This window comes from Rudanella paleaurantiibacter (assembly GCF_009184635.1).
Classification (GTDB): domain Bacteria; phylum Bacteroidota; class Bacteroidia; order Cytophagales; family Spirosomataceae; genus Rudanella; species Rudanella paleaurantiibacter.
Map to the genome: position 1 here is coordinate 960,178 of NZ_WELI01000001.1, position 24,678 is coordinate 984,855.

The following is a 24,678-nucleotide window of genomic DNA, read 5'->3' on the forward strand; positions in this document are numbered from 1 at the left end:
TCTATCGAGTGTATTTACGAAGTCCGTACATATAGCCGACAATAGCCAGCTGAGAACCCAGTACAAACAGGATCATCACCCCGATTTGGCCGTTCTGCGTGGTGGTTTGTTGTGCTAGGTACCCGCATAAAACCGCGTAAACGCCCAGCCCTATGAGGAAAATACCGGCAAACCGGGCCAGTCCGTCATGGTCTTTTACATCGAGGTTGTTTACGTTAGATAGCCACGACGTGAGTTTAAACCGCCAGATGGCGAGGCCCAGCAAGGCCAGGATGCTGCCGATCAGGGAATACATTATCAACAACATAGGCTACTCAGCTAAACACCGTAGAGAGCCAGCCGACGAGCAGGGCAAATCCGAGAATGATCAGAAAGCCAATCAGGAATGTTTGGGCAACACTGCCTTTGGGGCGCGTAGATGGCATAGGTTACAGCGGTATGTTTCCGTGTTTTTTGCGGGGTAACGTGGCTACTTTGTTTTCGAGCATTTTAAACGCCCGGATGAGCTTATGCCGGGTTTCGCGCGGGTAAATTACCTCGTCGATGTAGCCGCGGTGGGCAGCCCGGTAGGGGTTCGCAAACTTCTCGGTGTACTCCTGTACTTTCTCCTGAAGTTTGGCCTGCGGGTCTTCAGCTTCGGCAATTTCGCGTTTAAAGATAATCTCGGCGGCTCCGCTGGCACCCATCACGGCAATCTCGGCCGAGGGCCAGGCGTAGTTCAGGTCGGCCCCGATGTGCTTAGAGTTCATCACGTCGTAAGCTCCGCCGTAGGCTTTGCGGGTAATCACCGTAACGCGGGGCACCGTAGCCTCGCAGAACGCATAAAGCAGCTTGGCGCCGTTGGTAATAATGGCGTTCCACTCCTGATCGGTGCCGGGCAAAAAGCCGGGTACGTCTTCGAGTACCAGCAGCGGGATGTTAAACGAATCGCAGAAGCGTACAAACCGGGCGGCTTTGGTGCTGGCGTTAATGTCGAGTACGCCCGCCAGTACGGCCGGTTGGTTGCCTACTACGCCGATGCTCCGGCCCGCCATCCGGGCAAAGCCCACCACAATGTTCTCGGCGAAGTTTTTGTGTACTTCCAGAAAACTGCCGGGGTCCACCAGTTCGTCGATCACTTCACGCATGTCGTACGGCTGGTTGGGGTTGTCGGGAATGATGCTGTCCAGTGCCGGGCGCATCTCGCCATCGCCCGATCCACCTGCCTCGTAAGGCAGCATAGGAGGCTCATCTTCGCAGTTTTGCGGCATGTAGCTCAGTAACTGCTTAATGTGCTCAATACAGGCTACTTCGTTGGCGCAGGCAAAGTGCGTAACGCCCGACTTGGTGCTGTGCGTGCTGGCCCCGCCCAGTTCTTCCGACGTTACCTCTTCGTGGGTTACCGTTTTTACCACGTTAGGGCCTGTCACAAACATATAACTGGTGTTTTCGACCATCAGGATAAAGTCGGTGATGGCGGGCGAATACACGGCTCCACCCGCGCAGGGTCCCATAATGGCCGAAATTTGCGGGATCACGCCCGATGCCAGTGTGTTGCGGTAGAAAATGTCGGCGTAACCAGCCAACGAAAGCACCCCCTCCTGAATCCGGGCTCCGCCCGAATCGTTGAGACCAATAACGGGTGCCCCGTTTTTCATGGCGAGGTCCATGATCTTACAAATCTTTTCGGCATGGGTTTCTGATAGGGCCCCGCCAAAAACCGTGAAATCCTGCGCAAACACGTACACCAGCCGACCATCAACCGTACCATAGCCAGTCACAACCCCATCGCCGAGGTAGTATTCCTTATCGAGCCCAAAATCTTTGGTCCGGTGCATCACAAACTTGCCCGTTTCTTCAAACGAGCCTTCGTCGAGGAGGAGGGCGATGCGTTCGCGGGCAGTGAGCTTCCCTTTTTTATGCTGGGCGTCGATGCGTTTCTGGCCGCCACCCAGTAGGGCTTCGGCGTTTTTCCGGTCGAGCGTTTCGGTTGCAGTGGGTTTGCTTATGGTGTCCATGCAGAGCGTTTTTCGAAGTTTGTGCAAGCGTAATTCGGTCGGGGGTGGGTTGGTTTACCCACCGACTATCGTCGAAGCAAAGTTAAATTTTCTGAGCCGATTACAACCCTTTGACCTGCTTTTGTATCTTCAATACAACCTTTTTTATCGATAGCTATGCCCTTACTACCTCACAAAACAATGCGTTGGCTCCTGCTGGGTATTCCCCTGCTCGATGCCTGCACCAATAACCAGGTGTCTCCGCCGGGGCAAACTACCGACAACCGCCCTATTTACCGCCCTATCTACGGCTCGTACGAGTCGGTGCGCAACGTTCGGACCATGGCTGTGCAGCCCATCCGGCAGGCGGGCAAAATTTACCTGAAAGATGGCTTCCTGTTTGTGAATGAGGTGGGGGCGGGTGTCCATATTGTCGACAATCGGAACCCCGAGAGACCGGTGCCTGTATCCTTTGTGAGTATTCCGGGAGCCCGTGAACTGGCCGTTAAAGACAGTATTCTGTACGCCGACAATACCGTTGACCTTGTGGCGCTCAACATTGCCAATCCGCTGAATGTACGTCTGGTAAAACGCATCGAGAACGCGTATCCGGTTACGGCGTATCCGCCTATGCGCAATGTTCGGTTTGAGTGTCCTGATCCGGCAAAAGGGTTAGTGGTGGGCTGGCAGCGCAGCGAAAACGAATCGGCTAAATGCTGGCGATAACTGGACAAATGGAACCATGAGAACACTCTGTATTTGCATACTCGCCCTAGTCATGAGCGGGGCTGGCTGCTCGGGCGATTTTGGCCTGAGCAAAAGTGAAAACTCGGCCACGCCAGGGGCTGGTATCGGCGGGTCGACGGCCCGGTTTACCCTTCTCGACAATACGCTTTACGTGGTTAATAGTACAACACTGCGGGCCTACGACGTGAGTAATAGCATGAATCCCATACCCGGTCGGCAGACCAAGTTGGGGTTCGGAATCGAGACGATTTTTCCATATTCTGGAAACCTGTTTATCGGTACGCAGACCGGAATGCTTATTTATGATGCTTCCCGGCCGGGCGATCCGCGGTATCTGAGCACCTACACGCACGTGCTCAGTTGCGATCCCGTGGTGGTGCAGGGCACCTTGGCCTACGTGACGCTGCGTAGTGGTGCCGATTGCCGAAACAACGCGGTGGCGGCCAATCTGCTGGAAGTAATTGATGTGAGCAATCTGCAGGCTCCGCGCATTATCCGGTCGATTCCGATGATTAACCCGCGCGGCCTCGGCGTAGACGGCGACGTACTGTTTGTGTGCGAGGGCGATTCGGGTTTGAAAATGTTCGACCTCACGAACCCAACAGCCCCCAGGCTGATGCAGCATCTGGAAGGGGTACGCTCGTACGATGTCATTCCGAACCGCGATGTTCTTATCGTAACGGGTAAAGACGGTATTTATCAGTACAGTTATGCCGACCGCAAGCAGTTGAAGCTACTCAGCAAACTGGCAATTGAACCGCTGGCATGAGAGCATTCATTCTCGTTGGGTTTGGGGGGCTATTGCTCCTGACCCGCCCCGTGTGGGCTCAGTTTCCGGTTACGGATAGTTTCGACCGACCGACGGAGCGTATTGATACCGTGCGGGTTGAAGGGTTACGGAAAGCCCCTGGATGGGTTGTGAAATGGAACCCGCTGGCCATGATCGATTTTGATAGCCGTTACCAGTTCGATGTGGAGCGTATGGTGGGCCGTCGCTATAGTATACAGGGCGGGGTAGGGTACGGAAATGAACGAATCCAGATCGCCAAACAAGTTGATAATCGGTTCCGGGAGCGAGAAGTTTGGCGAACGCAGCTGGAGGGCCGCCTGTACACCGACCGCGATTTGCCCCAAAACCGTTGGCGCCGGGTTCGAACCGTTACCCAGACGCCGTTGGGTAATTATCTGGCCATCAATACATTCTACAAACAGGTAAACGCGCCTTTTGAGGGTACCTTAGCGCGTGGGTGCGACGATGGAAGCTGTCAGTTTTTTGAGCGCTACAGCGCCCGGGCGGTTCGTTACGTGATGGGGGCGCACCTCAAAATGGGGCATCAGGGGTCGATTCAGGTATCGCCCAATAACAATCGACTGCTGTTAGATGTGTACGCCGGTATTGGTATCCGCTGGCGGTGGTTCAGGCAGTTCGGTATCCCGAATTACGAAGATGCCCGCCCGGAGTTTATTGATGCCGACCGCGACTTGACCTCGGAGTGGTCGCTTCAGCGGGGTCGGTTTCCGAGTTTAATGCTTGGTTTACAAATAGGTTACACCTTGTGAGTTTGGTTGTGCTATGAAACTGTTTATTTGCCTTTTACTCTTGTTGCCGGCTTTAGCCTGGGGGCAGGATACCCTGCCAGCGCGGGTAAGCCCCGGACCGGTACTGAAATTAGCCCCGCTGAGTCTGATTAGCCCCGACCCTACGGTGCAGGCCGCTATCGAGTTGCCGCTTACGTCGCGGCTGAGCGTACAGCCCGGAATCGGTATAGGAGCATTTCAGGTTGGGCCGGGTGTTCGGGTAGGTACGGCTTCAGAGTCGGTACAGGCGCGTACCGAAATTCGGTACTACATTAGCCCGGCACTGGGTGGAAAACTCAAATCGGGGCGCTCGCCCGGCGGCTTTTATGTAGCTGGTGAGGGGGCACTCGCCCGGCAAAAACTCAAAGTCCCCCGCGAGGGTGCTTTGTCGGCCGCCGAAATGGCGCAGGTAAACCGGCATATTTATGGCTTGAACGCCAAAGTTGGCTATCAACAGGCCCCCATTGCAAAGTTACCCCGGTTTATTGTCGATGTGTATGTGGGCGTGGGGTATCGAATTGTGAGCGTCCGTCAGGTAGGTGGTACTGACAGCAGTACGCTGCACAAGCCGGGCGTCACGGCCGGGGTATCTATTGGCTGGATGATTAACTCGGGTAAAAAAATACCTAAGAAATAAAGGCAACAAGAACAGATTATAAAACTACTTAAGGAGTAATACTACAGACGCAAACTGGTCGTTCATAAAAATGAACAAGTATTCAATTGTTTTATGAAAACAAACCATTTTGCTTACGTAGCATCATTATTATGCCTGGCAACGGCCTGCCAACCGCAGCAGGAACAGATTCTCACACAAACACCCCAGCCGGTAGCTTCTTCGATTTGGAAAGAGAATAACGAGACGCCCATTGTGCAAACCCCTCAGGCTGGCGGAAGCGGTCGGGTTGCAGCAGCCACAACGGTACAGCAACAAGAAATTCTGACGTATCTGAATCAGGCCCGTTCGAAGTCATGCCTTTGTGGATCAACCACATACCCCGCTACTACGCCCCTACAGCTCAACACAAAACTCAACGCAGCCTCCGACAAGCATGCGGTTGATATGGCTACCTACAACTATTTCAGCCACACGGGTCGTGATGGGTCCCGGCCCTGGGATCGGATGACCCGTGAGGGGTATGTTTGGCGTACGGCTGGCGAAAATATCGCGGCTGGTTACACCACAACCCGGGCGGTGGTCGATGGGTGGCTGCGCTCACCGGGTCATTGTGCGAATATTATGAACCCGAACTTTAAAGAGGTAGGGGTTGGGTATGGATATAGTACTACCAGCACGTATAAACACTATTGGGTAACCGATTTCGGAACGCAGCTATAAGCGAATCGCCGGCCGTACCACACACGATTCTACCCCATTTCCACGGCTACTGCTCTCGGTAATTGGCGTTAAAAGGATGTGAAAAATAAACCGGTAGGGATGTCATCTGCTCAAATCAGATGACATCCCTACCGGTTTGCTTTGGAGATTATTTCCCGTTTACTGATACTGTACGTAAACCACTTTGGGCGTAAGCGACAGTACTTCCTGCGGGGTCATGAGGTGAGGAACCTTATGCTTCGAACGCATGTCGACTTTCTTCAAATCGTTTTTGTAGAACAGTTTAAAGCCGGTATACTGCACGGGCTCTTTCACGATGTAGTCGCGGTAGGTATCCATCTTGAGCGACGGCGGCCCCCAACCGTCCATGTGCATCACAATCTGCACATTAGGGTTCAGCTTGATGTTTTTGTAGTTCGTAACCATCCGCTGTGTAAAGCGGTGTACCACCAGAATTTTGGGCGGCAGATTATTCGCTTTGACAATGTCGCTCAGGAAGTTAACCGCCTGGTTAATGTCGGCCGCATCGTACGTACCAATCTTGGTACCGGGCCGGGCGCCGGTTTTCATCGAAAATTCAGGATCGATACCCAGGTGTACGTAGGGTAGCTTGAGGTAGGGCTTCAGAAACTCCATTTCGGGGCCGAGCGGAGCCAAACCTACCTGAATATCAAGGAAACAGATGGCGTTGTGTTCGGCTGCCCACCGGATTACCTTCCGAATGGTTTTGTCGCTCATGCGCATCCGGTAGTACCCGTCTTTACCCGGCGCACCCTGGGCCGAAATAGCAACGAGGTGAAGGGCCTGTTGTACCGGCAGTGAGTCGGCTTTGGCCCACTCCTGGCTCTGGCGGTCGAGCCGCTGAAGCATGTCGTCTTTAGGGTACTCGCCCAATGCACCCATTTTTTTCGAGTGTGGGTTGCCGTAGTACGCTACAATCCGCTTGTTAGGCAGAATAGCTCCGGTAATTTTCGGGCCAATCAGCTTGAGCGAATCAAGGGGTGAAAGCGGCTCGGCTGTACTTACCCCAGTTGAGTCGGGGGCAGGAGCAGCTGCCGAAACAGACGATGTGGTGGCCGAAACCGGCGTTTGTACCGAATCGGGGGGGCTGGCCGATCCTTCGGTCGGCTTCGAACTGGATTGGCATCCGGCCAGGAAAAGGGTAGCAAGCAGGGATGCAGAGAGCGTACTTTTGAACATAATGCCGAAAAATACGACCTCAGGTAATTATTTCTAAGGACTTGGTGGATTAAATTGACTTTATTCAAAAATCGACGACACCCAGCCCCTCTCGAACAACCTCTACTTCGGTACCCTCGGCCCGAATAATGGTCGACGGAACATTGCCGCCGTACCCGCCATCAATCACAATATCAACCTGATGCTGAAACCGCTCGAAAATAATCTCGGGGTCGGTGGGGTACTCAATAATTTCGTCGTCGTCCTTAATTGACGTCGTGATAATAGGGTTACCCAGTTCGTACACAATTCGGCGCGGAATTTCGTGGTCGGGTACCCGGATACCCACGGTTTTCTTGTTCGTGTTCAGGAGTTTAGGTACGCGATTGGTGGCGTCCAGAATAAACGTGTACGGCCCCGGTAGCAACCGTTTCATGAGTTTGAACGCTCCGTTATCGACCCGGGCATAGTCGGCAATGTGGCTCAGGTCGTAACAGATAAACGAGAAGTCGTTTTTCTGGGGTTTGATGCCTTTGATCCGGGCGATCCGCTCCACGGCCCGGGCATTATGAATGTCGCAACCCATCCCGTAAATCGTGTCGGTCGGGTAAATGATCACCGCGCCGTCGCGCAGGGCCGATACCACATGCCGGATCTTCCGTTCTTCGGGCGTTTGGGGGTGAATATGAATGTATTCGGCTGGCATAGCGGCAAGTTTACGGTTTTTCGTTTACAGTTTTGTCTGGTATGGCGCTGATGTTGGCCCTCAGGTTTAACTATCTATGGCCCAAAATGTATGGTAATGAACCCGACGAATGCCCAAAAGATGATTCTGTAGCATTGACGTACACAACGTAGCGTTAGTACAGAGAGTGGCTAAACGAACCGTAGCCGAAGCCGGATGTACTGCTGATACAAGCTGTTGACGGGCAGGTGCAGGCGGCTCAAAAACAGAATGCCCGATGTAAGCAGGCCGGGGCTTTCAATATGGTTGAGTAACTCCCCGAACCGGAGGGCCAGCTCAAACTGCTCCGCATAGAACGCTTTGCGCAGAAACTGCCGCACCCGGTTGGCCAGTGCATGGTACTCGTCGGGGGTTTGGCAGCGGTCAAAGGCTTTGTAACACACGTCGAGGGTAGAGGCCAGCAGCCGGTTGTGCGGCTCAATCACCTGCATGGATTGGGAGTTGGGGAGTCGACGCTTGTAGGTCAGAATCTCGTCGATGTACCCGTAGGCGTAGTGCCGGGCCGAGCGCACCCAAAAATCAAAGTCTTCGTAGTCCAGCGATTCGTCGTAGCCGCCCAGTTCGTCCAGCACGGCCCGGCGCATCATCATGGTGGGGGTACAGATGAAGTAGCGCTCCAGAATCTTGCTGAACACATACCCCGATGGCACCTCCGACACGGCCCGGCCCCGCTCGTCGGTCGGGAAGTGAATAGACAGGGAGTGCCCCGCTTCGTCGATGTACACGGCGTTGCTAAACACAACGGCGTATTCGGGCGGGAGTTGTTCAAAACGCTCAACCTGCCGGGCAATCCGGTCGGGGAAAAGAATGTCGTCGGCAGCCAGGTCGATCAGGTATTTGCCGTTAGCGTGCCGCAGGCCCTGGTTAAAAGCCCGGCACAGACCAATGTTTTCGGTATTCTGGATAAACCGTACGCCGGGGTGCCGTTTCACAAACTCGGCAATCCGGCGGGCGCTCCCGTCGCTGCTGGCATTGTCGATCACAATCAGCTCCACATTCGGGTAACGCTGATCAACTACCGACTGTAGGGCCTCCTGCACGTATGCCTCGTGGTTGTAACACGTACACACAACGGTCACCCACGGCTTTATCTGATTTAGATAAGGCCCCATTGGCAGAGTGGTTGTTTGGTCGGTTACGGAGGTCATGCGCACGTCAGGTAGTCACAGCTACCCGTGTCGGATATACAGATTAACGTTCAGGTTTGTTTGAGTGACACAATATTACACCAACCTGTATTCGTGTGGTCAGACGTTTTAGGGAACGGAATTATTTTAACGTTTACGGTATCAATCGAAAGTTTGGCACGGTTTTTAATTGATCCTAACCGGTTGCTTCCGCAGTTTAGTACACAGCCTCAAAGGGAGCAATCATTAATCACATTTTATGGGTTAGGGTTTGCAAACACCACACTACTTGTTTAGAGTGGTGTTTGTTGTTTTTGTGTCCGTAGTTTTCTCCTCGGGTTTGGGGTTTTTCTCCCCTTCCAAACCATACAACGACACGTTCATCTCGAACCCAAGTACCACCAGCAATGCGATCAGGTTAATCCAGACCATTAAGGCAATTAGTGTACCTATTGAACCGTAAATTTTATTATAAGAACCAAAATTGGACAGGTAGAACGAAAAAAGGAGGGTGGTCAGCACAATCAGGATGGAAGCCGTGAGCGAGCCGGGTGTGATAAACGTCCACTTCATATCAACGTCGGGCCCGAACTTGTAGATCACCGAAACCACGCCAACAAACACCGCGAATACCAGTAAATACCTAACAAAACTAAGGAGGTAAGCGATAACCGGATTGCTAAAAAAGCCGAACTGAAGCAGGTACTCCGTAATGACACCGCCTACGAGTAGCACGATTATTGCTACAACAATTGCCACACCTAATGAGAAGGTAAGAGCCAGTGCGGTTAATCGGATTTTCAAAAAACTTCGCCGGTCGGGCGTTTCCTGCGAGGTATGAAACGCATTCATAAGGGCCACCATGCCGTTGGTGGCGGCATAGACCGTAGCCAGAAAACCGAACGACAGCACACCACTCCGCTGTCGGCCAATAATATCCCGAATAGTTGTATCAACCGCTTCGAACGTACCAGCCGGTATGACCCGGCTCAGTAGGCTCATGATCTGTGGTTGCAGGTTCGGTATTGGGATGTACGGAATAAGGGTAAACAAGAAGATAATAGCGGGAAAAATGGCCAGAAACAGGTTGAACGCAACGGCTGCCGCCCGCTCGCTAAGGTCGTTACCCGCTATTTTATCGATTATCTTGTTGATGAAATCGTACCACGTAATGACCTTCGAATCAAAGGGTCGGTGATTGCGCAGCCAGTCGCGAGCGCCTGAAAGCGCTGGCAAACCCATGAGTTTGTCAAACATATCGTCAGTGAGGTTGCTCAACGTTCAAACTGACTCACTAAAAAAAGGTTTCAGGGCCTGAAGCAACGGTTCGGGGGCTGCGCAGAGCCGCCCGGTATCGCGCCGTTGAAACACGAGCGTTGTCTCGCCCGTGTTGAGCAGCAGACCGGCTTCGTTCCGAATGGCGTATTGAAACACAATGCGGGCCTTGGGCAGGCTCGGAATCGTCACGGTCACCGAGAGCAGGTCGTCGTACCGGGCGGGCTGAAGATACCGCGAGTGATTTTCGTACACGGGCATCATCACACCGGATTCCTCCATCTCTTTGTAATGAAACCCCAGGCTCCGCAATGCCTCTACCCGCCCGATCTCGTAAAACCGGGCGTAGTTGCCGTAATACACGTAACCCATCTGATCCGTATCGGCGTACCGAACCCGGATGTCTGAAACAAGAAAAGTAAACATGGGAAAGAAAGGGAGGAAGGAGGAAAGGGAAAAAGGAAGAAAGGGAGAAAGGAGGAAAGTATTACCCAAATCGGGCTTCTCCCTTTTCCTTTCTCCCTTTCCTCCCTTCTCCTTCTATTTCATAATCTTCCGCTCGGTCAGAGCCTTCTGGTAGAGCCGGGCGTTGGCGAGGTGTTCGCTCAGCGTTTTCGAGAACGTGTGGTAGCCATTGAAACGGGCGTCGACCACGAAGAACAGGTAATCGTGCTTTTCGGCATTCAGCACGGCGTCGATGGCATTGATCGACGGCAGGTTGATGGGGCCGGGGGGCAAGCCGGTGTACCGGTAGGTATTGTACGGCGAGTCGACGGTCAGTTGCTTGTTCAGGAGCCGCCGGATCGTGAAGTCGCGCAGGGCAAAAATCACCGTTGGGTCGGCTTCGAGCTTAATGCCCCGCTCCAGCCGGTTCAGGTACACACCCGCTACCCGAGGCTGTTCGTCGACCTTGTTCGTTTCGCCCTGTACAATAGATGCCAGCGTCTGCACCTGCGTTTGCGTCATGTTGAGCGCTTTCGCTTTTGCCTGCCGAGCGGGTGTCCAGAACGACTTGTATTCTTTGGCCATACGGTCGAGCAGGGCTTTGGGCTTAATGGTCCAGAACATCTCGTAGCTGTTCGGGATAAACATGCAAACGATCGTGGTGGTATCGAACCCGTATTCTTTACACACGGCGGGGTCGTCGAGGTATTTGCCGAGTGAGTCGGGGCCAAACGCAAACTTGGCACCCAGGCGTCGCGACAGGTCCTGCTTCAGCCGGATATTGTTAAACGTCACCGTGAGTGGGTCCTGACTACCACTCCGCAATTTCTTGATGGCTTCGTAATTGCCCATGTCCGGCTGAATTTCGTACCGGCCCACCTTCACATTCTGGTCGTATTTCATCAGCCGCGACAAAAACCGGAACGACTTTTCGTCGTTGAGAATTTTGTTGGCCTTCAGGGAGTCCAGCACGGTTTGGAAGGTAGCCCCCCGCGGTACCAGCAAGGCTACCGGCTTTTCGCTTTCCAGGTTGAGGTTGGGCGTCCGAAACACCTGCCAGAAGTAAAACGAAAAGGTTACTGAGATGACGGAGACGGCGATGAAAAGGCCAATCTTGACGTTTTGAGACATGGTCGTAAAGCGTTGGCCAGGTAAGAAGCCAAACAGGCCGCAAAAATAGGCAGAACCGACCGTAAACCGAAGGATGTACGAAACCGCTACGCGATTGCCGACCACTTTTTGCAAACAAAAAAGCCCCGTAGCGATTTATTTGGGTAGGGCCACCAACGTTCAGCGTGGTCGCTAAACTCGACGTAAATAGATACGATTATGCAGGAAGACGAAACATTAGACGGAGTTCGCTTAGACATTGAAGCCGTTGGATTCACGCTCGACGAAGACCTGGAAGCTTCGGTGATGGATGCCCTGGGTAAGCTCCGGCGCTATTACAAAGGCGATGTGATTACGGCCGAGGTGTATCTTAAACTGGAACCGAATCAGCGCAGCAATGATAAGCATGTAGGGATCAAATATGGGGTACCCGGCAATGATGTGTTTGCCGACGATAACGGCGACAACTGGTACACGCTCATCAACAACGTAGCGGCCAAGCTGCAAAAGCAACTGGAAAAGCGATTTGGGAATCATACCAATGCGAACCGGGGCAATATTGACGAGATTGATCCGGCCAGTTTAGCCTAACCAGCCTTGTTACCAATCCGGCCCTGACTTTTGAAGACCAGAAGTCAGGGTTTTTTGTACCTGTAGAATTTACAGTTGTCTGACATTTTTTGTGGAGACTCGGCATTCTGTGTAGCTCCGGCCTGTGCGGTTCGACCGGAGGGCCGTTAGGCCAATTACACGCTTTTTTGGCCTGTCGGCCCTCCGGCCAAAGGCCAGAGCTACACGACTTCCACATAATTTGATAAATAACCAAAAATACTTACTTTTGAGTGTGTTTGATTCTAAGCGTGTACATGTAATTATACTTATTGCTTTTAACGGTTTATCTGTGATTAATCTAATATTTTATTAATCAATTTATAATAAACTATCTGCAACGATACCGTAGTTTTGTACGTAATGCTTGCCTCTCTGAAAGTAATACTAACACCAAGGCTCGTTTTACCCAACAACGTAACCTGTACTTCTCCTTATAAACTATGAGCGAAAGTGTACCAACTGCGAAATCACAAGGCCCGTTAGCGGGTATCTCGTCTTTCTTTAACCGTAAAATTCTGCGTACCGACCGCTCTCGGTGGAACTACCAGTACGAGAAGGGGCTTTGGGATGGGCTCGAAAACCTCGACGAGTTGGCGCGGTTTAGTGTGTTGGCGGGCTACGTACAGTTTCTGAAGCCCAACAACCCGGCTATTCTGGAGATTGGTTGTGGTGAAGGTATCATGGCGCAGCGAATTGGTCGGCAGCATTACGGCTCGTATCTGGGCACCGACGTAGCCGATACGGCCATTGAACGGGCCCGGCAGCGGTTTGGCGATGAGCAAACCCAGTTTGAAGCCGTGGATATGAACAACTTGCGGACGGAGCAGAAGTTCGACGTCATCATCTTCAACGAGGCAATTTATTACCTGGAGCCGATGGTCGACAAGCTGGTGACGCAGTATGCGCCGATGCTGAAGCCCGACGGCCTGCTCATTATCTCAATGAACACCGGTCGGCATGCCAACAGCGAGGCTCGCTGGAAGGAAATTGAGGCCGGTTTTGCCACTGTCGACAGCACGTTTGTGAAAACTGACAAAAACGGCTGGGACGTAAAAGTACTGCGACCCCTTACGGCATAAAGCGACTTTTGCCGTAAAACCCCGAACAGCGGTTGTATCTTTGCACCCCGATACAACCGCTGTTTGATGTTTGCTGCTACCCAATCCCGTCCGTCGCTGTACACCTTGCCGTTCTGGTTGCTGAGTACGAGTAACTTCCTTTTCTCGGCCAGTTTTTCCATGATGATTCCCGAATTGCCCGCTTACCTGGAGGGTATGGGCGGCCGGGAGTATGTCGGGCTCATTATTGCGTTGTTTACCCTCACGGCGGGCCTGTCGCGCCCGTTTAGCGGCAAGCTAACCGACCGTATCGGGCGTGTGCCTGTTATGGCGTTTGGGTCGGTGGTGTGTTTTGTGTGCGGGTTTATGTATCCCCTGGCTCTCTCGGTCTGGGGTTTTTTGTTGTTACGACTCATTCACGGGTTTTCAACGGGTACCAAACCCACCGCTACCGCAGCCTACGTTGCCGATGTTGTGCCCGCCGACCGCCGGGGCGAAGCGATGGGCGCACTGGGTTTGTTTACGGCCACGGGGATGTCGTTGGGGCCGGCCATCGGGAGTTGGCTGGCCGAGTCGTTTTCGCTCAACGTGATGTTTTACACCTCCTCGGCATTTGCGCTGCTGTCGATCCTGATTCTGCTCCGAATGCCCGAAACGCTGACCGGTCGGGAGCCGTTTCGGTGGGGGTTGCTGAAGCTGAAAGCCGACGAGTTGTTCGACCGAAACGCCCGCTGGCCCTTCTGGATTCTGTTGCTGCTCTCGTTTTCGTCGGGGGCTGTCCTGACCGTTATTCCGGCCCTGAGCATGAAGCTGGGCGTGGCCAATAAGGGGCTATTTTTCACCGTTTACACGATTGCGTCGCTGGTAGTGCGGGTGCTCTTTGCCCGAACTTCCGACCGCTACGGCCGGGTGCCGGTACTGCTGGTATCGTCTGGGGCATTGGCGGTGGCAATGGGGATGCTGGTGCTGGCTGGCCTGGCCGACGCGGCCGCGCCCGTCTGGTTTTGGGCGGGTTGTGTGGTGTACGGTCTCTCGTGGGGCATGAACTCGCCCACCGTGCAGGCCTGGACCGCCGACCTGAGCGACGAGCATACGCGCGGCCGGGCTATGGCTACCATGTACATTGCCCTCGAAGCGGGGATTGGTTTGGGAGCTGTAGTAGCTGGCTGGCTCTACAACCACATGGCGGGTGGCACGCAGGCTTCGTTTGCCGCTTCGGCCTTGCTGGCGCTGGTGTCGGTTGGGGCGTTGTGGTGGCGGTGGTGTAAAAAATGAGTTAGTGAAGGGGTGCCGAACAAACAGAATTTGCCGTTCAGCACCTCCTTCACGTGCTAACTGATAAAATTACTGCTTCAGTAATTTATGAACAACTCGCTGTTGATCGAGCAATACTTCCAGGCCATATAGCCCGGCTGGTAATGATGAGACGTTCAAAGTTTTTTCGTTCGTACCTCCAATTCCCGCATGTGTGTGCTGTTGTAAAGTACGGCCCTGTAGATCAACGATGCGTAAAGTAACAGTTTGGGCCTTTGACAAACTGAAGTTGATTGTTACTTCGTCCTGAACCGGATTCGGACGTACTCGTACAAGGGCTACATCGTCGGCGGTGAGTTCGCGGGCTATACGGGCTCCCCCCGTCTGAAAGAAGATAGCTCCATCTGCTTCGGTTCCCTGGGTATATCCTGGCTGTGGGGTAATGCCTGAAGGAAATCCTAAACCCCACCAGCCGGTTTGACCCGCATTCAAACAACCTCGCCATGTATCAGCACCGGCGTCTTTGGTGAAGTTGTCCCAGAAATTATCGCCCCTTGGATAGTGCTTATCGGTGGGAGACCCCACAATTTTTGTGGCGAGTGCCCATTTTTGACCGGGGTATTGCCGAATTTCAACATCTAAGCCATTCCAGGTACCTACGCGTTGTACTGAAAAATTGCAAGGGTTTGACCCGCCTTGTTGGAAGAAGATGGCTCCATCCTGTTCAGTGCCCTGCACATATCCCGATGGTGGTATAAGGCCACCCGGAAAGCCTAAGCCCCACCAACCGGTTTGCCCAGCATTGAGACAAGCCTGTAGGTTCGAAACGCCTGGATCCTTTGTAAAGGAGTCCCAGAAGTTATCTCCTCGGGGATAATATTTATCGGTTGGCGAACCAACTATTGCCGTAACCAGTGCGCGTTTGCCATTGGGAAAAGCCCGGATTTGCACCTCCAGCCCATTCCAGCTACCCACTCGGCGGGGCGTTGTGATAGCACATGGATCGCTGCCCGTAATCAGAATGGTATGCGTAGCCGACTTGACATAACAATTCCAGGCGGGCTTATCCATACGAACAGTATAGGTAACATTGCCCGACCCCGTTGGAATCTGTATCTGTGTTGTATTGGTGCTTCCGAATGGTTGCTGATTAAAGCTGTATCGAACATCATTACAAGCCTCAAACTGATTCGGGGAGCATTGGGCCTGTAGAGTCACTATCTGCCCAGGTGTGGCAGTGGCTGGCCCTGTAAAGGTTGGCTGGTAATCGCACAGTCTGTTACATTGGTAGTTAAAAGGGAAACCACGCCCTACGTGTTGCCACGTTTCAACTACTGTCCGTTCCTGGGGTGAACAATTGCCAAATAAGTCCTGAGCCGCAGCAAGAGTAGCGTTACGGGCATCAAGGAAGTTTGATGATTCGATCATGTAAAAATCAAGCGCATGAATAACAATCTTCATGGCATCGTCGAAACCCACTGATCCAGCTCCCCAGTTGTTCATGAGGTAAAACCAATGGCTTAGAACCGTTGAATTACGATGCCCTGAAGTATTTGGATCCGAATCCCAGTTATTTCCTTGATATGTGGACGCTTGGGGAGTTCCAGACGCTGCTGGATTTGCCAAATTTCGAATTTGATTATTTTGTCCGGTATCCTCACCGATCGTCCAGTTCCACTCATTAGGCATCAAATGCCGTTCAAGAGCAGTGCCAAAAATATCTGAGAATCCTTCGTTCAGCGCTCGGGCCTCGGCAAAAAGAGATCCATCTCCATTTAAGCCATTTCCTCCGACTAGCAATTGAGATACCCCGTGTCCGTATTCGTGTCCAACTATATCCAAAGAAGCCATACTTCGTGTGGTATTTGACAATATGCTTCTTCCAAAATATAGATAGGGTAGATTGTCAAATGGGTAGCGGACGTAGAACGCATTGTTTGGTAGGTTGGTATTTACTAAAACCCGTGCTACAAAGCCATTTCCATTTAGACCGTTGATGCCGAATGGACGAAAGTATTCATAGGCACGCCAAGTAGCCCAGTGCGCTACGGTAGCATCTTGGGAATTAGTCCCCCAAGTATTAGACGTATTAACTACCAAGTCATCATCTCCCCAGCGTAAGTCAGCGGGGCGACCGGTTACACCAAATATGACTCCATTCCCATTTTGGTCGATCCGCGTATCTAACGAACCTATAACATTGGGAACAGGAGTACTCATAGTCAGGCGAAATCCTGCCTGACCATTGGATTCTGTCTCAAACGTTTGCTGCCGTTGTCCAGAGGGATAGCGACTATTTAAGTGGACAAACGTTCCAGGCAAAAAGACTGCATTGACCGGAGTGGACTTTGAGGCTCTCTGCGAGGTCGGAGAAACTACGCTAGTAAAATCGCTTTTGCCGAAGTTGTCGAAATTTACGACTGAGTAGTTGCCGATTGTTTTACCGGTGAGGGCATCGACATAAACACGATTTAGGTTGATGGTAAAAATGTACGCCAGCCTGAAGTTACTCGCGACCATTTGATCGGAGAGAGAAGTCAGAATAAGTTCGCCTTTAGGTAGCTTGTCGCTTCCACGCAAAGATTCGCGACTTAATCCTAGTGTACTGAGGGCTGCCTCTAGAGCGATTCGCTCTTGGATAGGTTTGTGGATATCAATCGTTAACCCATCCGGTATCCGACCATGAGCAGAAACTAAGGCTCCATCTCGCGAATGTAAACCATACTCGGCTCCCTCAACCAAAATATTCTTGTAGTATAGCTGATAACGCTGATGACGATTTTGCCTTACATCGGCTTTGTCCCTGACAAGCTGAAAGCGGTAGTCCTTAGTGAGGCCCAGAACTTCGCCAAAAGTTTCGAAGAAAGTAGCTGGATTTATTTTAGGCTTATCTTTTCGAAATTCTATCCAGCCTTCGTCTGTGGCGCGGGAGGTCAGCTCTTGAAAGTCTTTATTGGACTCCCGCAGGTATTTGGCTTGTACTTATCTTGCGCTATTGCCCCCCCCCTGCAATGACCATACCAATAATAAAACAAATGTAGGCAAACGTCAATCTTAAAGTGTGAATAATTCGGTGCATCGTTGTGTGAGATGGTTAGTTAACTCGTTCTACTCGCTCAAATTTTACCCAGTATGTGGGTATCCCAAAAACTCCAAAACCTCGGTCTTTATATAAGACCCCCCACACTCTAAATTTGAACGGTGGAGGAATAGAGTCAGCACTTGTGAACGTGCGGTTATATGTCACCGGTGAAGAGTCAAATACTTCGTTTTTCGGCTGAAAAAGGCAGGGGAAAATAGCCTCATTCAGGTTATAGCCCTTTAAAACCATTGAAGTGCTGCCAACTTTATCCATTGGTACGCCTTCCAAACGGTTCACAAAAAAGACCTCTACGTTAGTGCAGCATCCAATACCACATTCGTAATCAGGCTCTGGCGGGTCCTTCTGGCAACTGGCCCCAATGCCCAGCCATAGCACGCTCACTATGAGCCGCTGGAAGAGTAGGTGTAGTTTTTTCATGGTTGTGTGAATGTTAGGGTACTACTTCTAAACGGTCTACTTGTAGTGCATAGGCCCGCGAGCCTGTCATGATTGGTATTACAGTGTAATCTTCATAGAGAATACCCCAGACCCGATATTTGCGGCCAGTTTGTGGGGGAGACTTGGCTAAAAAGTTCTGAACGTAACTCATTGACAACTCGCAGGGGAAAATAAGCCCAACTGGTGAAGGTGGAGATAGTCTAGAGTCCAACAAAGGAGACTCGAAACTGACAAAGGAAGCACTCAAACGGTTGATTAACACCCCCTCTACTCGTTGTACAAACTTTAGGCTATTGGCTGTGCCGTTTGGGCTACAGTCTGTTGGATTTGGCTCTGGTGGGTCCTTCTGGCAACTGGCCCCAATGCCCAGCCATAGCACGCCCACTATGAGCCGGAGAAATAGAGAACGGTTTAACATGATTTAACAAGTGTTTATATAAAACAAACCGTAATGTTAGTGGCTGAATTAAATTTTGTCAAGAAATTACTCAATAAAATGTAGGGGTATTTGTGTAATCGGTATAAATGGGCACAAATGTGCGGTCTGGCTCGTTGGCAAACAGATAGATTCTCTGCTTAAGCAGGGTAATGGTTTATCGAAAATTTTGTATTTTTCATAAAAAAGCAGCCATGACAACGATTGAAATAAATGTTCTTGCCCATGAGGATGAGGAATTTGTAATTAATATTCTGACGGCGCTTGCCCAGAAGCAGATCATTGAGTTTGATCTGGTCGATTCGTTTCCAGCCGAGGGACCACCATTAACTGAAGCTGACCTATTGACTCGTTTAGACAAGGCTGAACAGGGACGCTCGTAATAAATAGTTGCCATTGAATCCCATAGAACCCGGTATTCTGCCGCTTGTTGAGGCCCTCAACGCCACCGGACTGGTGCAAACGTTTTCGAGTTGCGAAGGACATTTCGATGCCGACGGCAAGGGCGTGTCCGGTCGGGCCTTTGTCGACCGGGGCCATGCCTACGTGCGGTTTATTCCTGCGCCCGATATGCCCACCGAACACATCGAGCGGCTGTTGGGTAACTGGCTGCTTACCTACAAAAAAAAGCACGGACTCATGCCCGTGCGTGTGGTTGGCTACAAACTGTTTACGCCCGTCGATGATGAAATCGACGTGACGTTTGTGCTCGAACTGCACCCCTTCAACCGCTTCGACCCGGCCCCGACCCAACGGGCTGATATTGACCGGGCTGCGCGCCAACTAGCGAACTACGTTGGTAATAATGCGTAATGATGAATGCGTAATGCGTAATGGGCTGACGCGAGAGCTCTCATTATGCATTACGCATTCATCATTACGCATTACAAAATGTATTGACTCAAATCGCGGTTCTGTACCAGGCCGTTTAGTTTTTCGGCGACGAGTTCTTTCGTGACCAGTACGTGCGCGTTGGGTCCGATTACGTCGGGGATGTCGAACATGAAATCGTTGAGCAGCTGGCTCAGTACCGTCTGGAGTCGGCGGGCACCGATGTTTTCAACCTCCGAATTGACCTGAAACGCAATCCGAGCTAATTCGCGCAGGGCCTCGTCGTCGAACGAGAGGTCGACACCTTCGGCGGCCATCATGGCTACGTACTGCTTGGTGAGCGCGTTTTTGGGCTCTTTCAGAATCTGGTAAAAATCGTCTTCCGACAGGCTTTGCAACTCCACCCGGATCGGGAAACGGCCTTGTAGCTCCGGGATAAGGTCGCTCGGTTTGGAGACGTGGAACGCCCCGGCTGCGATAAACAGGATATGGTCGGTGTGGATGGTGCCGTATTTGGTGTTTACGGTGCTGCCTTCCACAATCGGGAGCAGGTCGCGCTGCACGCCCTCGCGGCTCACATCGGGCCCGCCCGACCCGCCTGAGCGGTTGGTGGCAATCTTGTCGATTTCATCAATAAAAATGATACCGGCATTCTCCGCCTTCCGAATGGCTTCTTCCTTCACCTCGTCCATGTCGATGAGTTTGGCGGCCTCTTCGTCGAGCAGAATTTTGCGGGCCTCGGCAATGGTCACCCGGCGTTTCTTGCCTTTTTTGGGCATCATGCCGCCGAGCATTTCCTGCAGGTTCATCATCGACATGTCGTCGATAGCCCCGCCCATCACGCCGATATTGGGCATTTGGCTCTGCTGCACGTCGATTTCGATGTGCCGACTGTCCATCTCGCCCGATTGCACCTTGGCCCGGAACCGTTCGCGGGTGCGTTCGTTCAGTTCGGCATCGGTGTCGCGGATACCGTCGCCGTTATTGTCGCCTGTATCGCCAAAACCCAGCGGCCGCACCATAGACGATGATGGCCGCACCGGCGGAATGAGAATGTCCAGAATCAGGTCGTCGACAATCTGGCTCGCCCGTACTTTCACGGCTTCTTTTTTGGCCGCTTTCACCATATTGATGGCCTGCTCAACCAGGTCGCGTACCATGCTTTCGACATCGCGGCCTACGTAGCCAACCTCCGTAAACTTCGAGGCTTCGACTTTGGTAAAGGGCGCATCGGCCAGTTTGGCCAGTCGGCGGGCAATCTCGGTTTTACCGACGCCGGTGGCCCCGATCATCAGAATATTGTTGGGGGTAATTTCGCGCTGCATATCGACCGGGGCATTCATCCGGCGCCAGCGGTTGCGCAGGGCAATAGCTACGTTGCGTTTGGCATCGTGCTGCCCAATAATGTATCCGTCCAGTTCGGCAACAATCTGCCGGGGCGTAAGGTCTTTCAGTAATGGGGTCATTCGGTTAACAGGCCTTGTGGTGGCTCTTGGTTAAAGAAACGTATTCGGGGCAAAATTGTGCCAGAATGGGCCGGATTAATTCGGCTGGTGGGGGCCAGGAGCCATTAACGAACTTATTGGCCGCAAGAAAAATACTGTGTGTACGTTTGCGGCAAAGGTTCGTTATGTATCCGATGGAAAAGCAACCCAAGACCTTTTGGGATCAGTTAAGTAACCTGCTCGTGCCCAAGCGGCAGTCGGGCGTGCCCGAGCCAATCAAAAGCGACCGGATTCTGCACGAGCTGATCCGTTGTTTTGAGGCCTCGCTCAACCGCGAAAGCATTGGGAACAGCCTGCTTTTTGATGCCCACTACATTGTCATTCTCCACCCGTCGAGCTATACCGAACGGCTGGCGGCTCTGCCTGTGATTGTCAACGAGGCCGTCAATGCGTTTTATGCCGCCATAGACCGGCGCAAGGGCGGAGACGACCGCATTGTGACCGTGGCCTCGCACTGGCAGTTTAAGTTTGGGCCGGGCACCGAGTTTGAAGGCCGCGCCATTGGCCCTGCCGATATTGAGGTGATTGGCTCGTTGACCGGGCATTCGCTCGAAATCGACCCCGGCCCCCGGCCGTCGGCAAACAGTAATCTGAAGGCTACGCGCAAGGTGAAAAACACGAACGTCTACGAAAAAATGGACGTGAACCTGCCCGCTTTTGGGCACATCGACTTCCGCGAGTCGGGGGCGTTTGCCGTGCGTATCGACCCGGCCCGGTTGGCCCCCCCGGTGCCCGGCCCGGCTGTTACCGACGGGGTTGCATCAGCGAATGCCCCGGCCCCGCAGTCGGTGGCACCCGCCACCGCGCCCGGCCCAGTAGTGCCACCAGTAGCTCCGGTCCGGCCCGAACACCTGGCCCGGATTGATTGCTACATGGCCGATCAGAACACCGAAGAAACCCACTGGATGAAAGACCGCGAAGTGGTTATTGCCCGGCATGAGCCCGACAATGGCGCGTTTGCCAATTACATCCGGCTTCGGTCGCCCTACGTGTCGAACCCGCACGCCCGGATTCGGTACGATGCCTCCGCCGGGGTGTTTCAGCTGGCTTCGTTCAGCGGACACGAAACCCGCCTGAACGAGCAGATTGTGGCCCGCAGCGAACCGACCAACCCGGTTTGGGTGGAGTTGCCGAGCCCGTCGCAGATTTTGCTCAATGGGGTTGTTACGCTCACGTTTACCCGCACCGACTGACGTATGATTGATGTGATTATTGCGCTCGTGTTAACCGTGTTTGTGGGCGTGCTGCTGGTGCGGCACTTCCTAAATCTGCCCCAATAACGCCCTGCCGCATGACGACGCTTTTAGAGATAGCTGGTCAGACCGACGTGGGTCAGAACCGGCACGACAATCAGGATACGTATCTGGCCGGGCCGCTCTGGACCGACCATAGTGTGCTGTTGGCGGTGATCGATGGTGTGGGCGGATACGCGGGCGGAGCCGAGGCTGCAGCCCTGGCGCGGGAGTCGATTGGGCAGTACATGGCTACACCTACGGGCGACACACTCACCATGCTCCGCGAGGCCGTGGTGTTTGCCAATAACCAGATTGTGCAGCAACGGCAGCAAAACCCGGCCCTGGCCCGGATGTGTTGTGTGCTGACGGTTGTGGTGGCCGATGCGCAGCTCGGGCGCCTGTACTACGTACACGTGGGCGACACCCGGCTGTACCGATTCCGGCAGGGCCAACTCGAAAAAATCACCCACGACCACTCACTCGTGGGCGTACGCGAAGACGCCAATCAGCTCACCGAACGGGAGGCCATGCGGCATCCGCGCCGGAACGAAATTCTTCGCGATGTGGGCTCCATGCCTCATCGGGTCGATGATCCCGATTTTCTGGAATCGGGTGAAAGCGATTTTGAGCCGGGCGACGTGCTGTTGCTGTGCAGCGACGGCCTGACGGATATGCTGACGCGGGCTCAACTGGTGGAGGTACTTGGTCGGCCGATGCCGGTAGCCGAACAGATTGAGGCCCTGATTCAAGCGGCCAACGAAGCGGGTGGGCACGACAATATTACGGTGGTGCTCGGTCGTTATTCAGCACCGGAGGGAGCAGAAATAGCCCCGGCCCTTCCGATAGATGACTCCCGGTCAGCTACGGCCTCGATACGGGTGGGAACCCAGGGGCTGATGCAATCGGAGGCCACTCTGGCCGCTGAGGCTTTACCCGAACAGCCGCCCAAACGCCGGTGGGGTGCACTCGTGCTTGTTGTGTTGGGGGTATTGGCTGGGGTACTCTGGTGGCAACTTAGCCCCTCCGAACCTACACCGCGCCCCCAACCTGTACGAGCCGACTCGGCCCGAACCCCGAAACCATTCACAACGATTGACTCAACTCGAACGCCTTGACGACTATGCCAACCGTTAGTTTCAATACCAATTTTCCGGGCTATGACGTTTTGGGCGAGATAAACCGCAGCAACGCCCGCGTGCTCAAAGCCCGGCATATTGCCACCGGCGATCTGGTGGCCATCAAACACTTTTCGCTCAATACGGACGCCGATACCTTACGCCGTTTCGAGCGCGAATCGGCCATTATGACCCGAATGAGCCACCCCAACATTGTGCGGGTGCGCGAGGTCCGGCTCGATACCGACCTGCCTTATCTGGTGATGGACTACGTGGAAGGGGGCAGTTTGCGGCATTTGCTCAGCACGCAACATAACCTGCCCGTCGATGTGACTATCCGGCTGGGGTTGCAAATGCTCGATGTGTTCCGGCTCATTCACACGCAGGGCATTATCCACCGCGATCTGAAGCCCGAAAACATCCTGTACCGGCAGCTGTCGAGTGGGGAGCTACACTTTCTCTTGACTGATTTTGGCGTGGCGCGTCTGCACGAACAGCCCGTTACGGTAACCGGGCAGTCGCTGATGACGTACGAGTACGCGGCCCCTGAGCAGTTCGATAATCCCCGTCAAATCGACGAGGCCGCCGATTACTACGCTCTGGGCGTGGTGCTGTACGAATGCCTGACCGGTCGCGTACCGTTTGCCATGCGCGATGAGAGCGGGCTGGTCACGTTTATGAACATGGTGCTCAGTACCCCACCCCCTCCGCCTGTGCTGCCTTCGGGCGAAGCCCTGCCGGGGAGCATGGTGGCTCTGCTGGATCAGTTGCTGACCAAAAATTGCCGCGAACGGCTACATAATCCCGATGTGGCCAAGCTGGCTCTCAAACAGGCTGAGGTGGAGCAGTTATACCATCAGCAAAAACCCGTTTCGGGGCAAACGGTGGCGTTTCGGCCCCCGGTACGGGAAAAAGCCGCGCCCGAGCCCCCCGTTCGTCCGGCATCGAACACGGATAGAGAGAGCATAGCGGTACCTCGTCGGAGCCGTTCGGTATGGCCAATGACTGCGTTGGTAGGGGCTTTGTTGCTGACCGGACTGTGGGTGTACTGGTATTTCTCCCCGACAGCATCTCGGTCGGTACGGCCCGGTTTGGCCGGTGTGAGCCGTACCGAAAACCCCGAAAGTGACTCGGAAACGTTTGAATTTTCAGACCTGACAGTGTCGGCTGCCGAAAAACGGGCGCAGGAAGAGCGTCGGCGACAACAGGCACTCGAAGCGGCCCGCAAACGCTATCAGGAAGAGGTTAGCCGGGCAACCAAACAGCTCGAAGCAACTGCCTTTGGCGGAAAAGTAGGCTTTTTCGGGGGCGTGAAAGGCTTATCGGTGAAGCTGAACAATCCGTCGGCGGTCACGTTTAAGTCGGTGGCGGTGCAGGTGACGTATGTGAAAGATAATGGCGAAACGTTTAAATCGCCGATCATGTACTTCAACAATATCGGCCCCGGCGGCACCATCACCCGTCGGGCACCCGACAGCCAACGGGGCATCCGGTTCAGTGCCCGTGTGCTTCGGGCCGATGCCGCCCCGCCCGACAGCCTTGCTTCAACCTCCTCGTTGCCCAACCCCTGA

Annotated in this window: 24 protein-coding genes; 13 read left to right on the forward strand and 11 right to left on the reverse strand. The window is 53.4% G+C overall.

Annotated features, from left to right (window positions below; all coding sequences use genetic code 11):
- Position 1: 1 nt before the first annotated feature.
- Positions 2-295, reverse strand: a complete 294-nt coding sequence (locus F5984_RS03685; protein WP_152122863.1) for a hypothetical protein — start codon at positions 293-295, stop codon at positions 2-4.
- A gap of 133 nt (positions 296-428) precedes the next feature.
- Positions 429-1,997, reverse strand: coding sequence for an acyl-CoA carboxylase subunit beta (locus F5984_RS03690; protein WP_152123156.1), 1,569 nt, complete (start codon positions 1,995-1,997; stop codon positions 429-431).
- Positions 1,998-2,177: 180 nt separating this feature from the next.
- On the opposite strand from F5984_RS03690, the gene F5984_RS03695 reads away from it, so the two are divergent.
- The 5 genes from F5984_RS03695 (at position 2,178) to F5984_RS03715 (ending at position 5,640) form a co-directional block, all read left to right on the forward strand.
- Positions 2,178-2,702, forward strand: a complete 525-nt coding sequence (locus F5984_RS03695) for an LVIVD repeat-containing protein (RefSeq protein WP_152122865.1) — start codon at positions 2,178-2,180, stop codon at positions 2,700-2,702.
- A gap of 16 nt (positions 2,703-2,718) precedes the next feature.
- Positions 2,719-3,492 (forward strand): LVIVD repeat-containing protein, encoded by a 774-nt coding sequence (locus F5984_RS03700; protein ID WP_246168804.1) that lies wholly within the window; start codon positions 2,719-2,721, stop codon positions 3,490-3,492.
- Positions 3,489-4,283, forward strand: coding sequence for a hypothetical protein (locus tag F5984_RS03705; RefSeq protein ID WP_152122867.1), 795 nt, complete (start codon positions 3,489-3,491; stop codon positions 4,281-4,283). Before F5984_RS03700 ends, F5984_RS03705 begins: the two co-directional genes overlap by 4 nt.
- Before the next feature lie 13 nt (positions 4,284-4,296).
- Entirely contained in the window at positions 4,297-4,938 is a 642-nt protein-coding gene (locus tag F5984_RS03710; protein WP_152122869.1) for a hypothetical protein, read from the forward strand.
- Positions 4,939-5,031: 93 nt separating this feature from the next.
- Positions 5,032-5,640 carry a CAP domain-containing protein gene (locus F5984_RS03715; protein WP_152122871.1) on the forward strand — a complete coding sequence of 203 codons (609 nt, stop codon included), beginning with the start codon at positions 5,032-5,034 and terminating at the stop codon, positions 5,638-5,640.
- Positions 5,641-5,799: 159 nt separating this feature from the next.
- On the opposite strand, the gene F5984_RS03720 is transcribed toward F5984_RS03715, so the two are convergent.
- The 6 genes from F5984_RS03720 to mltG all read right to left on the reverse strand — a co-directional run bounded on the left by F5984_RS03720 (position 5,800) and on the right by mltG (position 11,541).
- Complete coding sequence (locus F5984_RS03720; protein ID WP_185155410.1) at positions 5,800-6,840, reverse strand: hypothetical protein; 1,041 nt, start codon at positions 6,838-6,840, stop codon at positions 5,800-5,802.
- Positions 6,841-6,904: 64 nt separating this feature from the next.
- Positions 6,905-7,525, reverse strand: a complete 621-nt coding sequence (locus F5984_RS03725; protein ID WP_152122873.1) for an L-threonylcarbamoyladenylate synthase — start codon at positions 7,523-7,525, stop codon at positions 6,905-6,907.
- 170 nt (positions 7,526-7,695) lie between these two features.
- On the reverse strand, positions 7,696-8,676 hold the full coding sequence (locus F5984_RS03730; RefSeq protein ID WP_152123159.1) for a glycosyltransferase: 981 nt from the start codon (positions 8,674-8,676) through the stop codon (positions 7,696-7,698).
- 300 nt (positions 8,677-8,976) lie between these two features.
- Complete coding sequence (locus F5984_RS03735; protein ID WP_152122875.1) at positions 8,977-9,948, reverse strand: YihY/virulence factor BrkB family protein; 972 nt, start codon at positions 9,946-9,948, stop codon at positions 8,977-8,979.
- Between the two features lie 24 nt (positions 9,949-9,972).
- Positions 9,973-10,392 (reverse strand): acyl-CoA thioesterase, encoded by a 420-nt coding sequence (locus tag F5984_RS03740; protein WP_152122877.1) that lies wholly within the window; start codon positions 10,390-10,392, stop codon positions 9,973-9,975.
- Positions 10,393-10,506: 114 nt separating this feature from the next.
- The gene (gene mltG, locus F5984_RS03745) at positions 10,507-11,541 is read right to left on the reverse strand and encodes an endolytic transglycosylase MltG (RefSeq protein ID WP_152122879.1); all 1,035 of its coding nucleotides are present in this window, start codon (positions 11,539-11,541) and stop codon (positions 10,507-10,509) included.
- A 198-nt stretch (positions 11,542-11,739) separates the two neighbouring features.
- Between mltG and F5984_RS03750 the strand changes: the two genes are divergently transcribed.
- From F5984_RS03750 to F5984_RS03760, 3 genes are all read left to right on the forward strand, one after another.
- Positions 11,740-12,111 carry an HPF/RaiA family ribosome-associated protein gene (locus F5984_RS03750; RefSeq protein ID WP_019987415.1) on the forward strand — a complete coding sequence of 124 codons (372 nt, stop codon included), beginning with the start codon at positions 11,740-11,742 and terminating at the stop codon, positions 12,109-12,111.
- A gap of 461 nt (positions 12,112-12,572) precedes the next feature.
- Positions 12,573-13,211 (forward strand): class I SAM-dependent methyltransferase, encoded by a 639-nt coding sequence (locus tag F5984_RS03755; RefSeq protein WP_152122881.1) that lies wholly within the window; start codon positions 12,573-12,575, stop codon positions 13,209-13,211.
- A 66-nt stretch (positions 13,212-13,277) separates the two neighbouring features.
- On the forward strand, positions 13,278-14,465 hold the full coding sequence (locus F5984_RS03760) for an MFS transporter (protein ID WP_152122884.1): 1,188 nt from the start codon (positions 13,278-13,280) through the stop codon (positions 14,463-14,465).
- 69 nt (positions 14,466-14,534) lie between these two features.
- Here F5984_RS03760 and F5984_RS03765 read toward each other — a convergent pair whose 3' ends face one another.
- Both F5984_RS03765 and F5984_RS03770 read right to left on the reverse strand, forming a co-directional pair.
- Positions 14,535-17,411: a T9SS type A sorting domain-containing protein gene (locus F5984_RS03765; protein ID WP_317163081.1), complete on the reverse strand. Its 2,877-nt coding sequence runs from the start codon at positions 17,409-17,411 to the stop codon at positions 14,535-14,537.
- 127 nt (positions 17,412-17,538) lie between these two features.
- Positions 17,539-17,964 (reverse strand): hypothetical protein, encoded by a 426-nt coding sequence (locus F5984_RS03770; RefSeq protein WP_152122888.1) that lies wholly within the window; start codon positions 17,962-17,964, stop codon positions 17,539-17,541.
- A gap of 651 nt (positions 17,965-18,615) precedes the next feature.
- On the opposite strand from F5984_RS03770, the gene F5984_RS03775 reads away from it, so the two are divergent.
- Positions 18,616-18,804 (forward strand): hypothetical protein, encoded by a 189-nt coding sequence (locus F5984_RS03775; protein WP_152122891.1) that lies wholly within the window; start codon positions 18,616-18,618, stop codon positions 18,802-18,804.
- 13 nt (positions 18,805-18,817) lie between these two features.
- Positions 18,818-19,234 (forward strand): hypothetical protein, encoded by a 417-nt coding sequence (locus tag F5984_RS03780; RefSeq protein ID WP_152122892.1) that lies wholly within the window; start codon positions 18,818-18,820, stop codon positions 19,232-19,234.
- 71 nt (positions 19,235-19,305) lie between these two features.
- On the opposite strand, the gene hslU is transcribed toward F5984_RS03780, so the two are convergent.
- Positions 19,306-20,718 (reverse strand): ATP-dependent protease ATPase subunit HslU, encoded by a 1,413-nt coding sequence (gene hslU, locus F5984_RS03785; RefSeq protein WP_152122895.1) that lies wholly within the window; start codon positions 20,716-20,718, stop codon positions 19,306-19,308.
- 173 nt (positions 20,719-20,891) lie between these two features.
- Between hslU and F5984_RS03790 the strand changes: the two genes are divergently transcribed.
- From F5984_RS03790 to F5984_RS03800, 3 genes are all read left to right on the forward strand, one after another.
- Positions 20,892-21,950 (forward strand): FHA domain-containing protein, encoded by a 1,059-nt coding sequence (locus F5984_RS03790; RefSeq protein WP_152122897.1) that lies wholly within the window; start codon positions 20,892-20,894, stop codon positions 21,948-21,950.
- A 98-nt stretch (positions 21,951-22,048) separates the two neighbouring features.
- Complete coding sequence (locus tag F5984_RS03795) at positions 22,049-23,107, forward strand: PP2C family protein-serine/threonine phosphatase (protein ID WP_152122899.1); 1,059 nt, start codon at positions 22,049-22,051, stop codon at positions 23,105-23,107.
- Between the two features lie 5 nt (positions 23,108-23,112).
- Complete coding sequence (locus F5984_RS03800; RefSeq protein ID WP_152122901.1) at positions 23,113-24,678, forward strand: serine/threonine-protein kinase; 1,566 nt, start codon at positions 23,113-23,115, stop codon at positions 24,676-24,678.